This window comes from Faecalibacterium duncaniae (genome assembly GCF_010509575.1).
Taxonomy (GTDB): Bacteria; Bacillota; Clostridia; order Oscillospirales; family Ruminococcaceae; genus Faecalibacterium; species Faecalibacterium duncaniae.
Genome location: NZ_CP048437.1, coordinates 2,921,664 through 2,940,999, shown reverse-complemented (window position 1 = coordinate 2,940,999; position 19,336 = coordinate 2,921,664). Strand labels below are relative to the sequence as shown.

General features: G+C 60.2%; 17 protein-coding genes and 1 riboswitch. Of the genes, 11 read left to right on the top strand and 6 right to left on the bottom strand.

Annotated features, from left to right (window positions below; translation table 11 throughout):
* Window positions 1-174: 174 nt before the first annotated feature.
* The 4 genes from GXM22_RS14180 to GXM22_RS14165 all read right to left on the bottom strand — a co-directional run bounded on the left by GXM22_RS14180 (window position 175) and on the right by GXM22_RS14165 (window position 6,076).
* Window positions 175-2,265, bottom strand: a complete 2,091-nt coding sequence (locus GXM22_RS14180; RefSeq protein WP_005934715.1) for a leucine-rich repeat protein — start codon at window positions 2,263-2,265, stop codon at window positions 175-177.
* A gap of 199 nt (window positions 2,266-2,464) precedes the next feature.
* Window positions 2,465-2,541, bottom strand: a riboswitch (cyclic di-GMP riboswitch).
* 236 nt (window positions 2,542-2,777) lie between these two features.
* Window positions 2,778-3,827: a putative ABC transporter permease gene (locus tag GXM22_RS14175; RefSeq protein WP_005934713.1), complete on the bottom strand. Its 1,050-nt coding sequence runs from the start codon at window positions 3,825-3,827 to the stop codon at window positions 2,778-2,780.
* A 1-nt stretch (window position 3,828) separates the two neighbouring features.
* On the bottom strand, window positions 3,829-4,581 hold the full coding sequence (gene trmB / locus GXM22_RS14170; RefSeq protein ID WP_005934712.1) for a tRNA (guanosine(46)-N7)-methyltransferase TrmB: 753 nt from the start codon (window positions 4,579-4,581) through the stop codon (window positions 3,829-3,831).
* Between the two features lie 310 nt (window positions 4,582-4,891).
* Complete coding sequence (locus tag GXM22_RS14165; protein WP_005934710.1) at window positions 4,892-6,076, bottom strand: alanyl-tRNA editing protein; 1,185 nt, start codon at window positions 6,074-6,076, stop codon at window positions 4,892-4,894.
* A 124-nt stretch (window positions 6,077-6,200) separates the two neighbouring features.
* On the opposite strand from GXM22_RS14165, the gene malQ reads away from it, so the two are divergent.
* From malQ to GXM22_RS14150, 3 genes are all read left to right on the top strand, one after another.
* A complete protein-coding gene (gene malQ, locus GXM22_RS14160) occupies window positions 6,201-7,742 on the top strand; it encodes a 4-alpha-glucanotransferase (RefSeq protein WP_005934709.1) in 1,542 nt (513 codons plus the stop codon).
* A gap of 194 nt (window positions 7,743-7,936) precedes the next feature.
* A complete protein-coding gene (locus GXM22_RS14155) occupies window positions 7,937-8,731 on the top strand; it encodes a GGDEF domain-containing protein (protein WP_005934708.1) in 795 nt (264 codons plus the stop codon).
* A gap of 60 nt (window positions 8,732-8,791) precedes the next feature.
* A complete protein-coding gene (locus GXM22_RS14150) occupies window positions 8,792-9,232 on the top strand; it encodes a hypothetical protein (protein WP_005934706.1) in 441 nt (146 codons plus the stop codon).
* A 16-nt stretch (window positions 9,233-9,248) separates the two neighbouring features.
* On the opposite strand, the gene GXM22_RS14145 is transcribed toward GXM22_RS14150, so the two are convergent.
* On the bottom strand, window positions 9,249-9,932 hold the full coding sequence (locus GXM22_RS14145; protein WP_005934705.1) for a 5'-methylthioadenosine/adenosylhomocysteine nucleosidase: 684 nt from the start codon (window positions 9,930-9,932) through the stop codon (window positions 9,249-9,251).
* A gap of 67 nt (window positions 9,933-9,999) precedes the next feature.
* Window positions 10,000-11,133, bottom strand: coding sequence for a redox-regulated ATPase YchF (gene ychF, locus GXM22_RS14140; protein WP_005934703.1), 1,134 nt, complete (start codon window positions 11,131-11,133; stop codon window positions 10,000-10,002).
* 176 nt (window positions 11,134-11,309) lie between these two features.
* On the opposite strand from ychF, the gene GXM22_RS14135 reads away from it, so the two are divergent.
* From GXM22_RS14135 to GXM22_RS14100, 8 genes are all read left to right on the top strand, one after another.
* Window positions 11,310-12,590: an L-cysteine desulfidase family protein gene (locus GXM22_RS14135; protein ID WP_035394634.1), complete on the top strand. Its 1,281-nt coding sequence runs from the start codon at window positions 11,310-11,312 to the stop codon at window positions 12,588-12,590.
* 136 nt (window positions 12,591-12,726) lie between these two features.
* Window positions 12,727-13,425, top strand: coding sequence for a response regulator transcription factor (locus tag GXM22_RS14130; RefSeq protein ID WP_005934701.1), 699 nt, complete (start codon window positions 12,727-12,729; stop codon window positions 13,423-13,425).
* Entirely contained in the window at window positions 13,425-14,939 is a 1,515-nt protein-coding gene (locus GXM22_RS14125) for a sensor histidine kinase (protein WP_099357272.1), read from the top strand. The genes GXM22_RS14130 and GXM22_RS14125 overlap by 1 nt, the downstream gene beginning before the upstream one ends.
* A gap of 254 nt (window positions 14,940-15,193) precedes the next feature.
* Window positions 15,194-15,844, top strand: coding sequence for a ribulose-phosphate 3-epimerase (gene rpe, locus GXM22_RS14120; RefSeq protein ID WP_005934699.1), 651 nt, complete (start codon window positions 15,194-15,196; stop codon window positions 15,842-15,844).
* Between the two features lie 13 nt (window positions 15,845-15,857).
* Window positions 15,858-16,862: an RnfABCDGE type electron transport complex subunit D gene (locus tag GXM22_RS14115; RefSeq protein WP_005934698.1), complete on the top strand. Its 1,005-nt coding sequence runs from the start codon at window positions 15,858-15,860 to the stop codon at window positions 16,860-16,862.
* Entirely contained in the window at window positions 16,859-17,578 is a 720-nt protein-coding gene (locus GXM22_RS14110; RefSeq protein WP_005934697.1) for an Rnf-Nqr domain containing protein, read from the top strand. The genes GXM22_RS14115 and GXM22_RS14110 overlap by 4 nt, the downstream gene beginning before the upstream one ends.
* Window positions 17,575-18,183, top strand: coding sequence for an electron transport complex protein RnfA (locus GXM22_RS14105; protein WP_099357273.1), 609 nt, complete (start codon window positions 17,575-17,577; stop codon window positions 18,181-18,183). The genes GXM22_RS14110 and GXM22_RS14105 overlap by 4 nt, the downstream gene beginning before the upstream one ends.
* Before the next feature lie 26 nt (window positions 18,184-18,209).
* Window positions 18,210-19,319 (top strand): putative glycoside hydrolase, encoded by a 1,110-nt coding sequence (locus GXM22_RS14100; protein ID WP_005934694.1) that lies wholly within the window; start codon window positions 18,210-18,212, stop codon window positions 19,317-19,319.
* Window positions 19,320-19,336 lie beyond the last annotated feature (17 nt).

Below are 19,336 nucleotides of genomic sequence, written 5' to 3'. Positions count from 1 at the left end.
GTGTAAAAGAGATTATAAAGTTCATAAAACTCACCCCCTTCCTCTTATAGATCGAGGTCGGAAGGCCGACAAGTACAGTATAACAGAAAATTCGACACATTACAACGCAGAAGCGCCCCATCCGGTGAAGGATGAGGCGCTTCTACGTATATTTGGGAATATTCGGGGATGGCGTTAGTTGTTCTTGAGCTCCTGTGCTTTCTGCCATGCATTCAGCACATCAAGCTTGCTTACGGGATTGGCCGGGAAGAACTTCATCTCTTCCGGAGCCGTGCCCTCATCATTCAGGTCAGGGATAAGCTCATTCTCCATGGCCCAGCGGGCGGCGTGCTGCAGGTCCATATCCCGCTCTTCCTGCCCTACATCGGGGTAGAGCAGTTCGGATTCGGGCATGGGTTTGCCTGCATCCTCCCACAGCATCATGGCAAGGGCGCTGCGGTTGCTGGGGAAGTAGGGCAGAGCCATCAGCTTGCCTGCAAATTCAGCACCCAGAGAATAGGCCTGATAGCCCAGCACTGCACCGCCGACAACAACAGTAGTGCCGATCACGATGGGGCCAACGATATCGGGCTCGTCATCTTCAATGGATGCATCCTGTGTCATGGCTTTCAGGGTCACGGCCTTTGCAGGCATCTCAAAGTCAAAGCTTTCCTTATCCTGATAAGCGTTCGGATCATCCAGGCCGGTGATATCCCAGTGGCCAAATTTCAGACCGCTATCTGCAAAAGCATCCTTATCAAATGCAACACTCACCGTTGCACCCTCGGGGACATTAAAGGAACCGTCCTCGTTGGCATTCTTTTTAACGATCTCGGTGATATCCTCGGGGTCAGCACCATCCTTGCCGGGCACTGTTACGCTGGTGATAACGCCGTCCTTCAAGGTCAGCGGGTGGCAGACCGGAGCTTTGGGGGCGAGCTCCCAATGGGCATAGAAGGTGATGTCCTTCGTAATTATTTCGTTCACATTCAAGGGCTGGTCATCTGCGGTGTACCAGCCGGTGAACTTGTAACCCGCACGGGTGGGATCATGGATGGCAGTCAGATCGTTTGCCTTGGTATCAGTGATTTTTTCGGTCTTATAAACCGGCACCTCAGCGTCGTCGTTCAGTTCGCCGCCCTTGGCATCAAAGGTCACCTTGCAGAGGTAAAGAAAATTGCGTTTTCTCAGTTTATCATTGGCATCAATGTTAGAATTGTCATCATTGTCTGCAAGCAGAGCATCTGCGGCGGCCTTGTAGTTTTTGTAGTAGATGGCACCATTGGGGTTCCCAGCTGGACAACCTTTCAGACTGTCTTGGAAAGAAGTCAATCCAGCAGGGAGCATAATGTATTCCAGATGGGTGCAATAGTCAAAGGTACCAGGTCTAATGGTTGTTACATTTTCCGGGATGGTGACGTTCGTCAGATTAATGGAAGTGCAAGAATTAAAGGCATGATAGCCGATCGTCTTAATATTCTCACCTAACGAAATCGTTTCAAGAGAAGTGCACCCTAAAAAGGCCCGGTGTCCTATCGATGTGGCAGCGTCCTTGATGGTAAGAGATTGCAAGTCATGGCATTGTCCAAAGGCATCATTGCCGATGGAAGTGACGCTCTGTGGAATGGTGACACTCTCCAGCTCAATGCAATAATAAAAGGCATCATCGCCGATCGTCTCAATATTCGTCTTAATATTCTCACCGAACGAAAGCGTTTTAAGATGAATGCATTGGAGAAAGGCTTTCTTGCCGATGGAAGTGACGCTTGGTGGAATGGTGACGCTCGTCAGACCACGGCAATCATAAAAGGCCTCATCGCCGATCGTCGTAATTTTTTTACCTAATGAAAGCGTTGTTGTAAGAGGGCATTCCGTAAAGGCCCGGTTTCCTATTGATGTGGCAGCGTCATTGATGGTAACAGAGTCCAAGTTGTGGCAACCTGCAAAGGCAGAATCGCCGATGGAAGTGACGCTTTGTGGAATGGTGACCTTCTTCAGAGCAGAGCAACCTCTAAAGGCATCATCGCCGATAGCAGTTACAGGGAATCTGCCAAAATCTGTGGGTATGGTGATGTCGTAGGAGCCATCAACAAGGGCACGAAATTTTGTGATGGTTGCAGTACCGTCTTCTGTATTTATCGTATAGTCATACTCGTAATCGCCATAGCTGGCTGTACCAGTTGGCGCTGACGTGTCTTCTGCAAATGCCGTGACTGCCGACAGGGGCAGCATGGTGATCATCATGCAGACCGCAACCAATAAGCTGATCAAACGCTTAGGTTTCATAATTCTTTACTCCTTTTCCATGATATTCCCAAAAACTCTCTCTATTTCAGCCAAAACAAAAGAGCGCCGCACCGGCCAAACGGCTGGTACGACGCTCTGAACCCTTGTAGACCCGCTGCGCGCTCGCTCTCCTGAAGGGAAGCCGACGCATCTTCACAAGGAGGTGCAAGGTTTCGGATTACCTTACCCGGAGAGAATAACGTGCGGCTGGCTGCCATATTACAGGCCCTTGTAGCTTTGCGTCGCAGCCTTTCGACTGGCTTGCCGATTCTTCAGTTTTTAGCAGGAATAGCATATTGCACAGGATAAAATACTCTTTTTTTGTCAATATGACGAAAATAGATTTGGAAGAGTGTACAAAAAAGGAACGTATAATGTTGAAAACAGAATGAGAACAAAAGCGTGCAGCAGAACAAGATCTGCCTGATTTTATGGAGAATGCAGCGCAGGAAAAATGCCCCTGACCGAAAGAAGCCGGTCAGGGGCATTTGGGGTTGCTGCAGCGGGCAGGGTCAGTGCCTGCGCTCGTACTTCAGGCGCTCCCGCAGCTCGTCCAGAGAGCGGTGCTTTTCGCCGTGGCGCAGCTTGGGGTAAGCGCGGAGCATACGGCCCTTGCCAAAGTACTTGGAGCTCCGGGTGCGGGCGCGCATCTCCTCGCTGCGGGCCTGCAGTTCTTCGGCCAGCTGTTCCAGACGGAGCAGCTCTGCCGTGCGCTCTGCGGTGCCCTTGGCGGCCAGCTTGACGGCAGCGGCGGCCTCAGAGGCATTGAGCCGGGCCTCCTGGGAGGACTTGCGGGCAGCCTCCATGGCCTCGTCGGCCTTGGCGCGCAGGGCGGCAGCGGCATCCCGGGGGCTCAGTTTGGCGGCATTGTCCCGGGCCTCGGCAGCTGCCAGCTTGAGCTGCAGGCGGCTCTCGTCCATCTTCTGGTCCACGTCCATGGCGGTGGTGCCCAGCAGCTCGGTCATGGCATCGGACACGGCGTGCATACTGTCGGCCACCTTTTCCAGAGCATCCAGCTCACGGGCCAGGTCAGAGGCCGCAAAGGCGGTCACCACCACGTCGGCGGCGTAGCAGGCGTACAGGATGCACATGAGGACAAAGCCCACCATCTGGGGGACCATCTCCACAAAGCCCGCGATCACGGGGTGAACGGCCTTCATCACCACAACGGTGCCAACGCCCCACAAAAGGGAGAACTCCAGGCAGATATATCCGCCGATGTTGAAGGGGAAGTCGCTGTAATCCCACCACCGGGTGTGGTAGAGCTTGTAGAGCGCCCAGCCGCCCACCAGCTCCAATACGCTGGGCAGGATCACGCCGCCGAGATAGAGCAGCAGCAGGTTGTCTGCCAGCGGCGAAAGGGTGAACAGCACAATGATCATGCCAAAGCCGTAGATGGGGCAGACCGGGCCGTTCAGAAAGCCGCGGTTCACCAGCTGGCCGGTGGAAACGGCGGCATAGATGACCTCCAGGCACCAGCCCAGGCAGGAGTAGATCAGGAAAAACGCCAGGATCTGATACAGCGAAAAGCCGCAGACCATGGTGTTGACAAAAAAGGACATCTTACTCCTCCTTTGCGGCGGCAGCGGCTTCCTCCGCAGCCTTCCTCTTTTTCAGGACCTTGGGTTCGATCCAGGTCACGGCGGCATCGCCGGGCAGCTTTTTGGCGATCAGGGCCTTGATCTTGATGCCCATCTCGGTGAACATCCCCTCGTGCTCGGTGCGGATGTTCCACTCCGGCTCGTTTTCGTGCAGGTCAAAGGTCTTCCAGGTGATCTCGTAGCCGGAAGCGGGGAAGTACTCCAGGCTGTCGCGGAACAGGTCGTCGTCATCGGTCTTGAAGTAGATCTCGCCGCCGTCCTTCAGGAATTCGCGGTACTGGATGAGCTGGCGGGGATAGGTGAGCCGGTGCTTGTTGGAGGAAGCGTTCTTGCTCCACGGGTTGCAGAAGTTGATATAGATGCGGCTGACGGTATCCTGGGCGGTGAGCACGCCCTTGATGCGCTCGATGTCGGTGCTCATGATCTTCACGTTGTCGATGGGGCGGCCTGCCTCGGTGTAAGCGGCCTCGATCTTGCGCTTGGCAAGGATCAGCACCTTGTCGGTGATGTCGATGCCCAGATAGTTGTTCTCCGGGTGGGCGCAGGCCAGCTGGGAGATAAAGCCGCCCTTGCCGCAGCCCAGTTCCAGCACAAAGGGCTGCTCCGGGCGGGCATACTGTGCGTGCCACTTGCCGCCCCAGATCAGGGGCTCGTGGACGTGGAAATCGGCGGCCATCAGCTCATCGTGGGCGTAGGGTTTGAAACGCATTCTCATAGTTTGTCATTCTCCTTGATGTTGTGTGACTCCTTCAGCCGCCTTCGGCGGCAGCTCCCTCAGCGAGGGAGCCACTGGCGAAGAGGGAAAATTTTCCGTACAGCCAAAGCCTCCCTCATTGAGGGAGGTGGCATCGCGCAGCGATGACGGAAGGAGTTATTTCGTCTTTTTGATGTTGTGTGACTCCTTCAGCCGCCTTCGGCGGCAGCTCCCTCAGCGAGGGAGCCACTGGCGAAGAAGGAAAGCTTTCCGTACAGCCAAAGCCTCCCTCATTGAGGGAGGTGGCATCGCGCAGCGATGACGGAAGGAGTTATTTCGTCTTTCTCAAAAATTCTTTCACCTGTTCCGGCTCTGCGGCGCAGCTTCCCTGGCAGATGCCGGGTTTGCCGCCGCCGCGGCCATTGAGGGCGGCGTTCAGGGCTTTGGTCAGGGCGCGGACATCGCCGCCCGCCTGGGCAAGGCAGTAGCCGGTGCCCTTTTCGTTGGGGGTCAAGGCCGCGCACAGGCCGGTGGTGGCTTCGGTCAGGCGGACAGCCAGCCGGTGCAGGCCGTCCGGGTCCAGCCCCGGCACGATGCGGATGGCATCCGCACCGGGCGTTACCTGCGCGGCCAGCGCGTCAAAGAGCTGGCTGCACAGCCCGAAGTGGGTGAATTTCAGGGCGGTGTACTCGTCATACACCCGGTGCACGGCGTTGGCCGTCTCGCTGGCCTTGGCGCTGAGCAGGGCACCGATCTCTGCCTGCCGTGCCCGCATGGCCTGTGCGGCTTCCAGCGCGCGCCCGCCGCAGACGATGCTCAGGCGCACGCCGCCCTTATAGTTTTCGGCGGCCAGGATCTTGATCTGGCCCACCGCGCCGGTAAAGGCGGTGTGGGTGCCGCAGCAGGCACAGACATCCGCCCCGGGGATGGTCACGATCCGCACCTGCCCCTCGATCTCCTTTTTGGAGCGGTAGGTCAGGATGGCCAGCTCCTCCCGGGTGGGGTAGGTGATGTTCACCGGTACATTCTCCCAGATGATGCGGTTGGCGGCAGTCTCGGCCGCTTTCAGCCCCTCGGCGGAGATGGGGATGTTCGTGTCCATCCGCACGGCATCGGAGCCGATGTGGAAGCCCACGTTCTCGGCCCCGAACATGCTGTGCAGGATGCCGGAGAGGATGTGCTCGCCGGTGTGCTGCTGCATCTTGTCAAAGCGCCATGCCCAGTCGATGGCCTGTGCGGCTTCAGCCCCGGGCACCGCCCCGGCGGGCAGGGAAGTGACCATGTGCCAGATGACACCCGCCTGCTCGTGGACATCGGTGACAGTCAGCACCGTGCCGTCGGCAAGGGTCAGGGTGCCCCGGTCGGCAGGCTGGCCGCCGCCCTCGGGGTAAAACACCGTGCCGTCCAGCGCGATGCGCCCGCCGCCGGTCCGGCTGTCCGGCTCTGCGGCTAAAATATGCCCCACCGCCTCCCGGCGGTAGGCATCGTGTTCATAGTATTTTTCGGTTGGCTGCATAAGCACCTCCTAATATAAAAACAAGTATACCACGTTTTTTGCCTGTGGAAAATAGTCTGCGGTTATGTTATGATAGAAAACAGACAAGCCCCAGCAAAAAGTTTGAGACGAGGAAGGATTTACAATGCGTGAAAGTGGTATTCTAATGCCGGTGTCCAGCCTGCCCGGCCCCTACGGGATCGGCTGCTTTGGCAAAAAGGCAGAAAAATTTGTGGATTTCCTTGCGGCGGCAGGCCAGAAGATCTGGCAGATCCTGCCCCTGAGCCCCACGGGCTATGGGGACAGCCCCTACCAGAGCTGCTCTGCCTTTGCGGGCAACCCCTATTTCATTGATCTGGATGCTCTGAAAGCCGAGGGGCTGCTGACAGCCGCCCAGCTCAAGGCCGAGCCTTGGGGCAAGGACCCGCTGAACGTGGATTACGGCACCCTGTACACCAGCCGCTACAAGGTCCTGCGTGCCGCCTATGCCGCCTGGCGCAGGCAGTGCGCGGGCCAGCACGGCTGTGCCTATTACTATCCGGATGCGTACTATGCCTTCACGCTGGAAAACGAGGGCTGGCTGGAGGATTATGCCCTCTACATGGCCCTCAAGACCGCCAACGGCATGAAGAGCTGGACCGAGTGGCCCCGGGAGTACCGCAAGCGGGAGCCGCAGGCGCTGGAAGCTTTTAAGGCAGAGAACGAGGAAGAGATCGGCTTCTGGAAGTTTCTGCAGTACGAGTTCAGCATCCAGTGGAAGAAGCTGAAAGCCTACGCCAACGCCAACAATGTGCAGATCCTGGGCGATATCCCCATCTATGTCTCGGCAGATTCCGTGGATGCCTGGGTGGGCGGCCCGCTGTTTGAGCTGGATGCAGACGGCGGCTTTGCCCGGGTGGCAGGCTGCCCGCCGGATTACTTCTCGGCAGAGGGCCAGCTCTGGGGCAACCCGCTGTACAACTGGCCCTACCATAAGCAGACCGGCTATGCCTGGTGGATCCAGCGTGTCCGCCATGCGCTGGGCATCTATGACCTGCTCCGCATCGACCACTTCCGTGGTTTTGACACCTACTGGGCCATCCCGGCAGACAGCACTACCGCCAAGACCGGCAAGTGGGAGACCGGCCCCCGGATGGAGCTGTTCAACGCGCTGGAAGGTGCGCTGGGCAAGCTGCCCATCATCGCCGAGGATCTGGGTGAGCTGTTCCCCAGTGTGCGGGAGCTGCTGGCAGACAGCACCTTCCCGGGCATGAAGGTGCTGCAGTTCGCGTTCGGCGGCGGGGACAGCGAGTACCTGCCCCACAACCACGTCAAGAACAGCGTGGTCTACCCCGGCACCCATGACAACACGACGCTGACCGCCTGGTGGGACGAGAGCGCATCGGCCAAGGAGAAGGCTGTGGCCGCTGCCTACCTGCATCTGACCGGCTATCAGCCCACCGCAAAGGAGGTGGCCGCTGTCAAAACAGAGGCGGCCCGCACCGCGCTGCTCCGGGCCGCGCTGGGCTCTGTGGCCGACCGTGCCATCATCCCCATGGCCGACTGGCTGGGCCTGGGCGAGGAAGCCCACCTGAACAGCCCCGGCAAGCTGGGCGGAAACTGGAGCTGGCGCGCCGCCGATGGGTTCGACACTGCCGCGCTGGCCAAGCGCATTCTGGCGGAGTGCGCCGTGTACTGCCGTACATAACCGGGCCGGAAACCCGGAGTGTGTTTAGCAGTTTGACGAAAATGTAAAAAATTGCGTTAAAGTTTGTGCGTTTTGCTGGAAACGCCCGGCACAAGGTGATATAATTCCGGTAATGGGGCTGCGCTTTCAGCGGCCGTGTGGCAAAGCTGTGCCGGAAGGGAGAGAGTCCGGCACCGGATAATGGGGAAAAACGCATGAAAAAAGAATGGACGGAACAGGATCTGCGCGCCTTTGCAGAAAACGCACAGACCGCCTTTGAAGACGTGACCCTGACGGAAGCCGATGAGGAGGCCGCGGACACCTGGCAGGACGATGGCCTGCAGGTGGATTATGTCCTGCGCAATGGGCAGGTGGACTGCGTGCTGCGCCGCCTGATCGAGGCGGACGGCAAGCTCTGGCAGCTGCAGATGACGGCTCCGCTGGCGGGCAGCGACCTGCCGGAGGATCGGATGACCGCGCGGGAGCGGGAGCTCTGCCGGGACGATATGAATCACGATTTCCTGACCGGCGTGTTCAACCGCCGCTATTTTGAAACGGAGTTCTGCACCCGGCTGGATGAGTGGACGGATGCTCACCGCTGTGCTTCGCTGGCGCTGGTGGCGCTGGACGATGAGGACGGGATGCGCACCCGGCAGGGCGATGCCGTGATGAACCAGCTGGTCTGTTTTGTGGCCAACCAGTGGAAAAAGTACTACGACCGCCCTGCAGAGCGGGTGGTCTGCCGCCTGACGGACACGCTGTTCGCCATCGGCTGTGCGGATAAGAACTGCGCAGAGCTGGCCGAGGAGCTGAACGGCATTTATGCCGAGATGCCCCGCGCGTGCGTGGCATCGGTGGGCCTGATGCGCCGGGTGCCCTTTACCCAGTCCATCGGCTGCGCCTGCACCGGCGAGGTGCGGGGCAAAAACTGGGACGCGCTGTATCAGCTGTGTGAGCAGCGCCTGAAGGCGGCCCAGACCGCCGGCGGCGACCAGATCTGCAGCAAATAAACCGAATGTATAAAATCCCCCTTTGCGGTACAAGCTAGTGCCACAAAGGGGGATTTTTGTATGGAAAATCAGAAAAATGATAACCTGAATCTGCTGGAAGCGGTGGTGCAGAACACGGAGATGGGCAAGAACACGCTGGAACAGATCGTGCCCATGACTGAGGACCCTGCCTTCCGGGCCGAGCTTCTGCGGGAGCGGAACCTCTACCGGGAACTGAATCAGGAAGCCCACACCGCCATCGAGGCCTGCGGCGGCACGGCTCAGGGCCAGAGCATCATGGCAAAGCTCAACACCAAAATGGGCATCGGCATGAAAACGCTCACCGACAGATCCACCCGCAATCTGGCCGAAATGCTCAGCGAGGGAAGCAGTCAGGGCGTGATGGACTGCATCAAGAGCCAGAAAGACTATCCCGATGCGGCTCCCGGCTCCAAGCGCCTGATGCAAAAGCTGCAGGATCTGGAGGAAGAGAACCGGCTGAAACTGGAGCAGTTTCTGTAAAGGCCGCTCCGTCTGATCAGAGTGCTTCTACCATGGCCGCCACGATCCGGGTGGCGGTAGCCACGTACTCGGCGATGCTGAACTTCTTCACCACCAGCACCTCGTGGCCGTCCTCGTCGGCATTGTCGCTCATGGCGCGCAGGATGACACAGGGCACATCGTTCTTGGCGGCGATCTGGCTCACAGCAGCACCCTCCATCTCAACGCAGTCGGGGGCGCATTTGGCCTCAATAGCGGCCTTGGTCTCGCTGTCGCCCACGAACAGGTCGCCGGTGGCAATCTTGCCGGTCAGGGCTTTGACCCCGGCCTCGGCGCAGGCTTTTTCAGCGGCGGCGATGAGGGCCGGATCACCGGCGTACGCCTTCAGGTAGGGCGGGTTCTGGCAGATCATGTCCAGCTGGGCATCGTGGTACAGCACCGTTTTGCCAATGACCACATCACCAATGCCGATCTTGCTGGTCATGTTGCCTGCAATGCCGGAGAAGATGATCTTCTCGGCACCGTATCGGGTGATGAGCACCTGAGTGGTGGCGGCGGCATTGGCCTTGCCCATGCCTGCACAGCAGACCACGACCTGCTTGCCTGCCAGCGTGCCTCTGTGGTACTCCACGCCGCCGTAGGGCTCCACGGTGACGTTTTCCAGCTTTGCACACAGCTGATCGACTTCATCGGGCATTGCGCCCATAATTCCGATAATCATATAGATGTCCTTTCTCCCGGGCAAAAGTGTCTCCCGCGCGCCGCGCGGGAGACACTTTTATCATACATCAGACGTTAAACAGGAACTCGATCACATCGCCGTCCTTCACGACGTACTCCTTGCCCTCGGTGCGCTGCAGGCCCTTGGCCTTAACAGCGGCATAATCGAAGTTGTTGGCTTCCAGGTCGCCATAGCCGATGACGCTGGCGCGGATGAAGCCGCGCTCAAAATCGCTGTGGATCTTACCGGCGGCCTGAGGTGCCTTGGTGCCCTTGCGGATGGTCCAGGCACGGCACTCCTTTTTGCCGTCGGTCAGGAAGGAGATGAGGCCCAGCAGGTCGTAGCTGGCAGTGATCAGGTTGTCCAGGCCGCTGGCCTCGATGCCCATCTCGGCCAGGAAAGCCTTCTTCTCCTCGGGGGAGTAGTCGGCAATGTCCTCTTCGGTCTTGGCGCAGATGGGAATGTAGCGGGCTCCCTCCTCGGCGGCGCGGGCGGCCACCAGCGGGACATAGCGGTTGTTCTCAATGCCCTCCATCAGATCATCCTCGCCCACGTTGCAGGCGTAGAGCACGGGCTTGGAGCTCAGCAGGCCCATCTCGTGCAGCACGGCCTGCTGCTCGGCATCCCCCTCGTCAAAGTCAAAGCTGCGGGCGGGCTTGCCTGCGCTCAGGTGGTCGGCCAGCTTCTGCAGCCAGGCAGCCTCTGCGGCAGCCCCCTTGTTGTTGCCGCTCTTGGCAGCCTTGGCCATCCGGCCCGCGCGGTTCTGAACGACCTCGAGGTCAGAGAGGATCAGCTCGTAGTCAATGGCATCGATGTCGGCGATGGGGTCCACGGCCTCGGCCTTGGTCACGTCCTCCACCACATGGATGATGTTGTCGTCATCAAAGCAGCGCACCACGTGCACGATGGCATCGCACTCGCGGATGTGGCCCAGGAACTTGTTGCCCAGGCCTGCACCCTGGCTGGCACCCTTGACCAGACCGGCGATGTCTACAAACTCAACGATGGCAGGGGTCTTTTTGCTGGTCTGCCAGATTTCGGCCAGCTTGTCCAGCCGCTTGTCCGGCACGGCCACGATGCCGCTGTTGGGCTCAATGGTGCAGAAGGGGTAGTTGGCGGCTTCCGCGTTTTTGGTGGAAGTGATGGCGTTGAACAGAGTGGACTTGCCGACGTTCGGCAGACCGACGATACCTAACTTCATATAAAATACGCTCCTTACACGTTTTTTGGCATAACGATACAACTATCATTATACGCGATGAAACCCCGGAGCGCAAGGGGATGGGCGCAAAACAACGGATTTACACGGCGGGAGTTCTATATTATACTGTTCTTAAAATACGAACCGATTTCCGGAAGGGAAGGCAGGAGGATGTTATGGAACGCAACGACCCGCGCTATCAGGCTTATGTGGAGATCCTGAAGGAGGAGCTGATCCCGGCGATGGGCTGCACCGAGCCCATCGCGCTGGCCTATGCGGCGGCAAAAGCCCGCGAGGTGCTGGGGGTGCTGCCGGACAGCGTGCAGCTGCAGGTGAGCGGCAGCATCATCAAGAACGTGAAAAGCGTCATCGTGCCCAACACCGGGCACCTGAAGGGCATGGAGGCGGCGGTGGCGGCAGGCATCATCGCCGGTTCCGCCGAGAAGGAGCTGGAGGTCATCTCGGAGGTCAGCGAGGAAAAGAAGTCTGCCATCCGGGACTATCTGCAGACGGTGCCCATCACCATCGAGCACACCGAGCAGGGGCATGTGTTTGACATCGTCGTCACCGAGCGCTGCGGGCAGGACTACGCCCGGGTGCGCATCGCGGACTACCACACCAACATCTGCCGCATCGAGAAGAACGGCACGGTGCTGTACGAGGTGCCCCTGCTGGACGAGACCGTGCAGGAGGATGCCCGCGCCGACCGCAGCCTGCTGAACATGCAGGACATCTGGGACTTTGCCGAGACCGCCGACCTGCGGGACGTGGCAGACCTGCTGGAACGGCAGATCCGCTACAACAACGCCATTGCAGAAGAGGGCCTGCTGGGCGACTACGGTGCCAACATCGGGCGGGTGCTGCTGACCACTTACGGCAACGATGTCTCCAACCGCGCAAAAGCCAAGGCCGCCGCCGGCTCCGATGCCCGCATGAACGGCTGCGAGCTGCCGGTCATCATCAACTCCGGCAGCGGCAATCAGGGCATCACCTGTTCGGTGCCCCTCATCGAGTACGCCAAGGAGCTGCACAGCGGCAAGGAAAAGCTCTACCGCGCCCTCATCATCTCCAATCTGGTGGCCATCCACGAAAAGACCGGCATCGGCACCCTGTCTGCCTACTGCGGCGCGGTCAGCGCGGGTGCGGGTGCAGGCGCAGGCATCGTGTACCTGTGCGGCGACGGCTATCAGGCTGCCATCCACACGGTGGTCAACGCCCTTGCCATCGTGTCCGGCATCGTGTGCGACGGAGCCAAGGCTTCCTGCGCCGCAAAGATCGCATCTTCGGTGGATGCGGCGCTGCTGGGCTACAACATGTACAAGTGCAATCAGGAGTTCAAGGGCGGCGATGGCATCGTGATGAAGGACATCGAGACCACCATCAAGGGCATTGGACGTCTGGGCAAGGACGGGATGCGGCAGACCAATGAGGAGATCATCCGGCTGATGATGAGCTGAGCGGCGGAGCCTGCGTCCTAAAAATCATACAAAACCTTCTTTATTTTGTCATAACTCTTCCGTATAATAAGAAGTGGAATACTTTGTCACAAGGCCCGAAAGGGCCGGAACATACAGAATTGGGGAGGAAACCACTATGGCCAACGAAAAGATCCTCGTCGTGGACGACGATACCAACATCTGCGAGCTGCTGCGGCTTTATCTGACCAAAGAGGGCTACCAGGTCACCACCGCGAACGACGGCGAAGAAGGTCTGGACAAGTTCAATCAGGTCAAGCCCGATATGGTGCTGCTGGATGTGATGATGCCCAAGATGGATGGCCTGGAGGTCTGCCGCCGCATCCGCAAGCTGGGCAACACCCCCGTGATGATGCTGACCGCCAAGGGCGAGACTTTTGACAAGGTGCTGGGCCTGGAGCTGGGCGCGGACGATTACATGGTCAAGCCCTTTGACACCAAGGAAGTCGTGGCCCGCATCAAGGCGGTGCTGCGCCGCTGCACCACCACCACCGCCCAGACCGAGAGCACCGAGGGCGTGATCGAGTTCGACAACCTGCGGCTGGACATGAACAGCTATGAGCTGCGGGTCAAGGGCAAGGTGGTGGAGGCTCCCCCCAAGGAGCTGGAGCTGCTGAACTGCCTGGCCTCCCACCCCAACCGTGTTTACACCCGCGACCAGCTGCTGGACGAGGTATGGGGCTTTGAGTACTACGGCGACAGCCGCACCATCGATGTCCATGTCAAGCGCCTGCGCGAAAAGCTGGCAGGCGCTTCCGACAAGTGGGAGCTCAAGACCGTCTGGGGCGTGGGCTATAAGTTCGAGGTGCGTCAGTAATGCGCAAAAGTATTTCGGTCACCTTCTTTTCGATGGTGGCCACCCTGCTGGTGCTGGGCACGGCGGTGCTGGGCTGCTCCGAGTGGCTGCTGTTCAGCCGTTATTTTGCCCAGGAGCGGTACGACACGCTGGACAGCGTGGCGGATGTGACCCAGCGCGCGGCGGATTATATCGTGCAGCAGGCGGCTCTGCCCAAGGGGGCCGAGCTGGATGCCCTGAACACCAAGCTGGAGATCATCGGCGAGAGCGCCGAGGCTTACCTCTTTTTCACCGATGAAGAGGGCAGGATCCTCATTGCCTCCAACCCCGAGATGGTGGGAACAGATATTGTGGGGCCGGAGCTTATGGAAAAAGTTGCCGGGGATCAGCCCTACCACACCCTGAGTACGCTGGACGGTGTGCTGACCGAGAAGAGCTATGTCTCGGTGCGGCACATGCAGGATGCACAGGGCAACAACAGCGGCTATCTCTTCCTCTGCTCCTCCGGCGCGCGGCTGACCGACTTCAAGGAGGAATTCTGGTCGAACTTCTTCTTCTCGGCCTGCGTCATGCTGCTCTGCGCCAGTGTGCTGACCTCCTTCCTGATGCGGAAGCTGACCGACCCGCTCCAGAAGATCACCGATGCCGCCCAGCGGTTCGGCGGCGGGGACTTCTCTGTCCGTGTCGAGGGCGTGGAAGGTGAGGGCGAAGTGGTGGATCTGGCCCACACCTTCAACCAGATGGCGGAGAACATCCAGTCCAACGACAATTCCCGCGGCCAGTTCATGGGCAACATCGCCCACGAGCTGCGCACCCCCATGACCACAATCAAGGGCTTTGTGGACGGCATTCTGGACGGCACCATCCCGCCCGATATGCAGAACCACTACCTGCAGCTGGTCAGCGAGGAGACCGGCCGCCTGGCCCGGCTCATCCAGAATATGCTCGATCTCTCCAAGCTGGAAAGCGGCGAGTATCAGGTGAATGCCCGGATGTTCAACATCTGGGAGACGCTCACCGGTGTGGCCCTTTCGGCGGAGCAGCGCATCAACGACGGCATGATCGATCTGGAAGGCCTGACCATGGATGAAAAGGTGCTGGTCTACGCGGACCCCGACCTCATCCATCAGGTGGCTTATAACATTCTGGACAATGCCATCAAGTTTACCCCGGCGGGCGGCACCATCAAGTTCCATGTGGAGAAGCTGGGCCCCGAGGTGGAGATCTCGATCTGGAATTCCGGTCAGGGCATCAGCCCCGAGGCGCTGCCCTATGTGTTCCAGCGCTTCTACAAAGAGGACAGGTCCCGCGGCCTGCACGCCCGGGGGGCCGGTCTTGGCCTGAATATCTGCAAGGTGCTGGTCAACCTTTCCGGAGGCCAGATCCGTGTGGAGAGCCAGCAGGGCGAGTGGTGTCAGTTCGTGTTCACCCTGCCCGCCACGCCCCCCAACCCCAGCGGCATGAAGCGCCTGCCGGACGAATCCGGTCAGCCCGTGCCGGTGGAGGACCCCGCCAGCATGAAGCCTGTCAACTGAATCCGCGGCCAGACTGTCCCCCTGAAACGGGCGGGGCGGTCTGGTCGTTTTTGGTTTTGGAATGGATTTTGGATGTATCCGGGGGCAGGTTTGAGACTTTTCCGTGAAAAACACGGCTCCGGGTTTGATTTTTTGCGTGTTTTCATGTAAACTAAGAGTAACCATGCCCGCCCTGCATTCCGGCCCCAAAACAGGTGCTCTGGCAGAACGGATGGTGTAATCTTTCTGAAAAATAACGGAGAGTATAAAACACAATGACGATCATTAGTCCTTCGATCCTTTCGGCTGATTTCAATCAGCTTGGCGCAGACTGCCGCATGGTGCTGGATGCCGGTGCGCAGATGCTGCATTATGACGTGATGGACGGCCACTTTGTGCCCAACATCAGCTTTGGCGTGCCGGTGCTGAAAAGCCTGCACAAGGGGATGCCCGCAGCATTCTACGATGTCCACCTGATGATCAGCCACCCGCTGCAGTATGCAGAGCCTTTCATCAAGGCGGGTGCCAGCCTGTACAACTTCCACCTCGAGTGCGAGGACGACATCCAGCAGACCATCGATGCGGTCAAGGCACTGGGCTGCAAGGTGGGCCTGACCATCAAGCCCGGTACTGCGCCGGAGGCGCTGGCCCCGTATCTCGACCAGCTGGATCTGGTGCTGGTGATGAGCGTGGAGCCCGGCTTCGGCGGGCAGAAGTTCATGCCCTCGGCGCTGGAAAAGCTGCGCTGGCTCAAGGAAGAGCGGGCAAAGCGGAGCGCCCGCTACCTGCTGGAAGTGGATGGCGGCGTGGATGACACCACCGCCCCCCTGTGTGTGGAGGCGGGTGCCGATATTCTGGTGGCGGGCAGTGCCGTGTTCGGCGCAGCCGACCCGGCTGCGGCAGTGCGCCGTCTGGCCGCCCTGTGAGAGGTGCCTTACCATGGATGAACGTTTGATCCAGCAGCAGGAGCAGGAGCTTGCAAAGACGGGGCGGTACTATCTGCACGTCTGCTTTATGACCATCCCGCTGCTCTGCATGGCCTGCTTCCTGTACGGTCTGCGGCCCCTGCTGCTCTGCGGCGCGGCGCTGCTCACCGGCAATCTGTGTGACCGCCTGGTCTCCCTGCTGCGCCGCCGCGTGTATCGGGCCGGGGATTTCTCCAACGAGAGCTTTGCCCTCATCATCGCCCTGCTCATGCCCGCCACGGTGGACTGGTATGTGGTCATTATGGCGGTGCTGGCCGGTGTCCTCATCGGCAAGGAGGTGTTCGGCGGCTACGGCAGCTATCCCTTCAACCCCGCTGCTGTGGGTTACGCCGTGGCGGCGGTGTCCTGGCCGGAGCAGGTGTTCCGCTACCCCCAGCCCTATACCAACATCCCCCTGTGGGATGCCACAGACGTGCCGGTGTCCAGCACCATCTCGGATACCCTGCGCAGCGGCGGCAGCCTGAACATCAGCGCAATTTCGCTGGTGCTGGGCGAGTACGCCGCCCCCATGGGCACGGGTGCCGCCCTCATCCTTCTGGCCTGCGGGCTTTTCCTCTGGCTGCAAAAGGATGTCCGTCTGGGCGCTTCTGTCAGCTTTGTGGTCACCTGTGCCCTCATCGCCTTCCTCTTCCCCCGTCAGGTGGGGGTGAACGGCGTGGACATCGCCCTGCGCCTGCAGTGCGTGCGGGACGAGCTGCTGACCGGTGCCATGCTGTTCAGCGCGGCGTTCCTGCTCAACGAGCCCTACACCTGCGCCCACCACCGTCTGGGCCGCATCCTGTACGGTGTGCTGGTGGGTGCGATCACCATGGGCTTCCGGTATTACGGCGTGTACGAGACGGGTGTCTGCTTTGCCCTGCTCACGGTCAACAGCATTTCCGGCTGGATGGACCGCACCGAGAGCCGCCTGTATCAGCTGATGCACCGCCCTGCGGCCGGAAAGGAGGGCGCTGAATGAAACGTTCCATTGCAGAACTGATCACCCGTGATCCTGAAAAGTTCGCCCACCATGACCGGGTGTTCAAAAACAATCCCGTTGTCATGCAGGGCATGGGTCTGGCTCCGCTGGTGGTGCTTGCCACCACAGGCAAAAATGCTTTGATGCTGGCCGTGGCTGTGGCCCTGCTGCTCACGCCTTCCCGGATGCTGGCCTGCCTGGTCAGCCGCCTGTTCCCCCTGCGGGACGAGCAGCCCGCCCCGGAAGAGCTGGAGAAAAAGCTGCTGCCCCGGGCGCTGGTGTACAGCGGCAGTGCGGCGGTGGTCTACCTTGCCGCTTATCCCATCCTGAACGCTGTGTTCGGCACCGACCTGCTGATGCTGGGCATCTACCTGCCCATGCTGGTGGTGGAGCCCTTGCTGACCTACCGCTTTGGCCGTGTGCAGGAAACCATGCGCAAGGCTGTCTCCAAGGGTCTGCGCATCACGGTGGGCTACGCGCTCATCCTGTTCATCGTGGGCTGCCTGCGGGAGTGGCTGGCGCTGGGCAGTGTGTTTGGGGTCCAGCTCAGCCGCTCTGTCCTGCCCATGGCATCCATGCCGGCAGGCGGTTTCATCGTGCTGGGCGTGGTGTGTGCCGTCTGGCGCGCGCTGGCCCGCAAACACAAGGAATACCTGAAAACTGAGGCGCGCGGCACTCTGGCTGCGCACCCCCGGAAGGAGGTGCAGGATCAGTGAGTGCTGTGATGAATACCATCGGTGTGGCCTTTGCCTACGCCGTGCTGGCCCTGTTTGCCCAGAACGCCATCTTTACCCGTGGTCTGGGCGTGTCGCGCCTGATCCAGCTGGTGGGTGACGAGCGCACCAGCAGCTGGTGGTTTGCCCTGCTGCTCTGTGTTACCCAGACGCTGGTGGCCCCGCTGGCGTATTTTGCGGGCAGCCAGATCGTGGATCTGCCCTACCGTGCCCAGCTCCGCCCGCTGCTCTACCTGGCCTGTGTGGCGATGGTCTGCATCTTTGAGCACGCCATCCTGCGGGCGGTCAAGGGCCCCCGCAGCGGCCTGCTCATCCGCATCCTGCCCATTGCCGCCGTGAACAGCGGCGTGCTGGGCACCGTGCTGGTGGAGCGCACCCAGAGCTTTACGCTGGCGCAGTCCATCGGCTTTGGCCTGGGCAGCGGCCTGGGCTACCTGCTGGCTGTGATGCTGGTGACCGAGGCGGGCAACCGCCTGCGCAGCAAGGCCATCCCTGAAGCATTCCGCGGCCTGCCCATCACCCTGATCTATATCGGTGTGCTGGCGCTGGCCATCTACGGCTTTACCGGCCATTCCGTGATCCTGTAAGTTGACCCCAAGGAGGGTGGTTGATTATGGCAAGATATCCCAAACGCCAGAAGGTCAAGCGCTACCGGCGCAGCTTTTACACCCGCGAGATGCGGCTGAAAAAGGGCATCGGCATTGCGGTGCTGGTGGTGGCCGTGCTGGCAGCGGCCTGGGTGGCCGCGCCCCATGTGTTGGACTGGGCCACCCACACCTGGTATACCGTGGTGCGGGATCGTGACCTTTCCGCATCCAGTGTTGTCAGCGAGAGTGCATCCTCCGGGACGCAGAGCACCGCTGCCAGCGAACCGGCAGCTTCCTCGGTGCCGGAAAAGGAGCCGGAGCCCGAGGTCAAGGGCACTGATATTGTGACGGGCCTGTGGGCAGAGGTGGATGTGACCACCCTGACCGACGAGGCAACCATCCGCTCCGCCGCCCGGCAGCTCAAGGCACAGGGCATGACCTATGCCATCCTGACCCTGAAGGACACCGCCGGGCAGGTGTATTACGCCTCCCAGACGGCAGTGGGTGCCGCCAATGCAGCCCCCACGCAGGTCGAGCTGACGAGCGTGGCATCCATCTTCAAGGAGGAGGGGCTGGTGCCGGTGGCTGCGCTGACCGCCTTCCGTGACCCTGCCGGTGCCCGGGCCGACCACGCTCTGGCCATCCGGTATCAGGGGCAGGAGTACCTCTGGCTGGACAACAAGGCTTCCGCCGGAGGCAACCCCTGGCTGAACCCCTACGCTGCGGAGACCGTGCAGTATATCGGCGATCTGATCGCCGAGGTGCACGCCGCCGGGTTTGATCAGGTGCTGCTGGAAAATGTCCAGTTCCCCTCGTCCACCAGCGCCAAGCAGGACTATGGCACCACCAACGGTGTGGACCGTGCCGGGCAGCTGACTGCGGATATCGCCGCCTGGCAGGCCCGCTTCGGAGATACGGTGACGCTCTGGTACGGTTATTCGCTGGCCGAGGTGACCGGCTCCTCCAGCCAGCTGGGAGCCCCTGCGGCCCAGCTGGGCGTGAAGAAGCTGCTGGTGAAGGTCCCGTCCTCCTCTACGCTGGATGCAGCGGCCCGGGAGGAGCTGACCCTCTCCCTGACCGAGGCAGGTGTGGAGCATGTGGTCATCCGGGACGATGCCGCCAGCTATTTTGAGTGATCCCTGCGTTTTTGTGA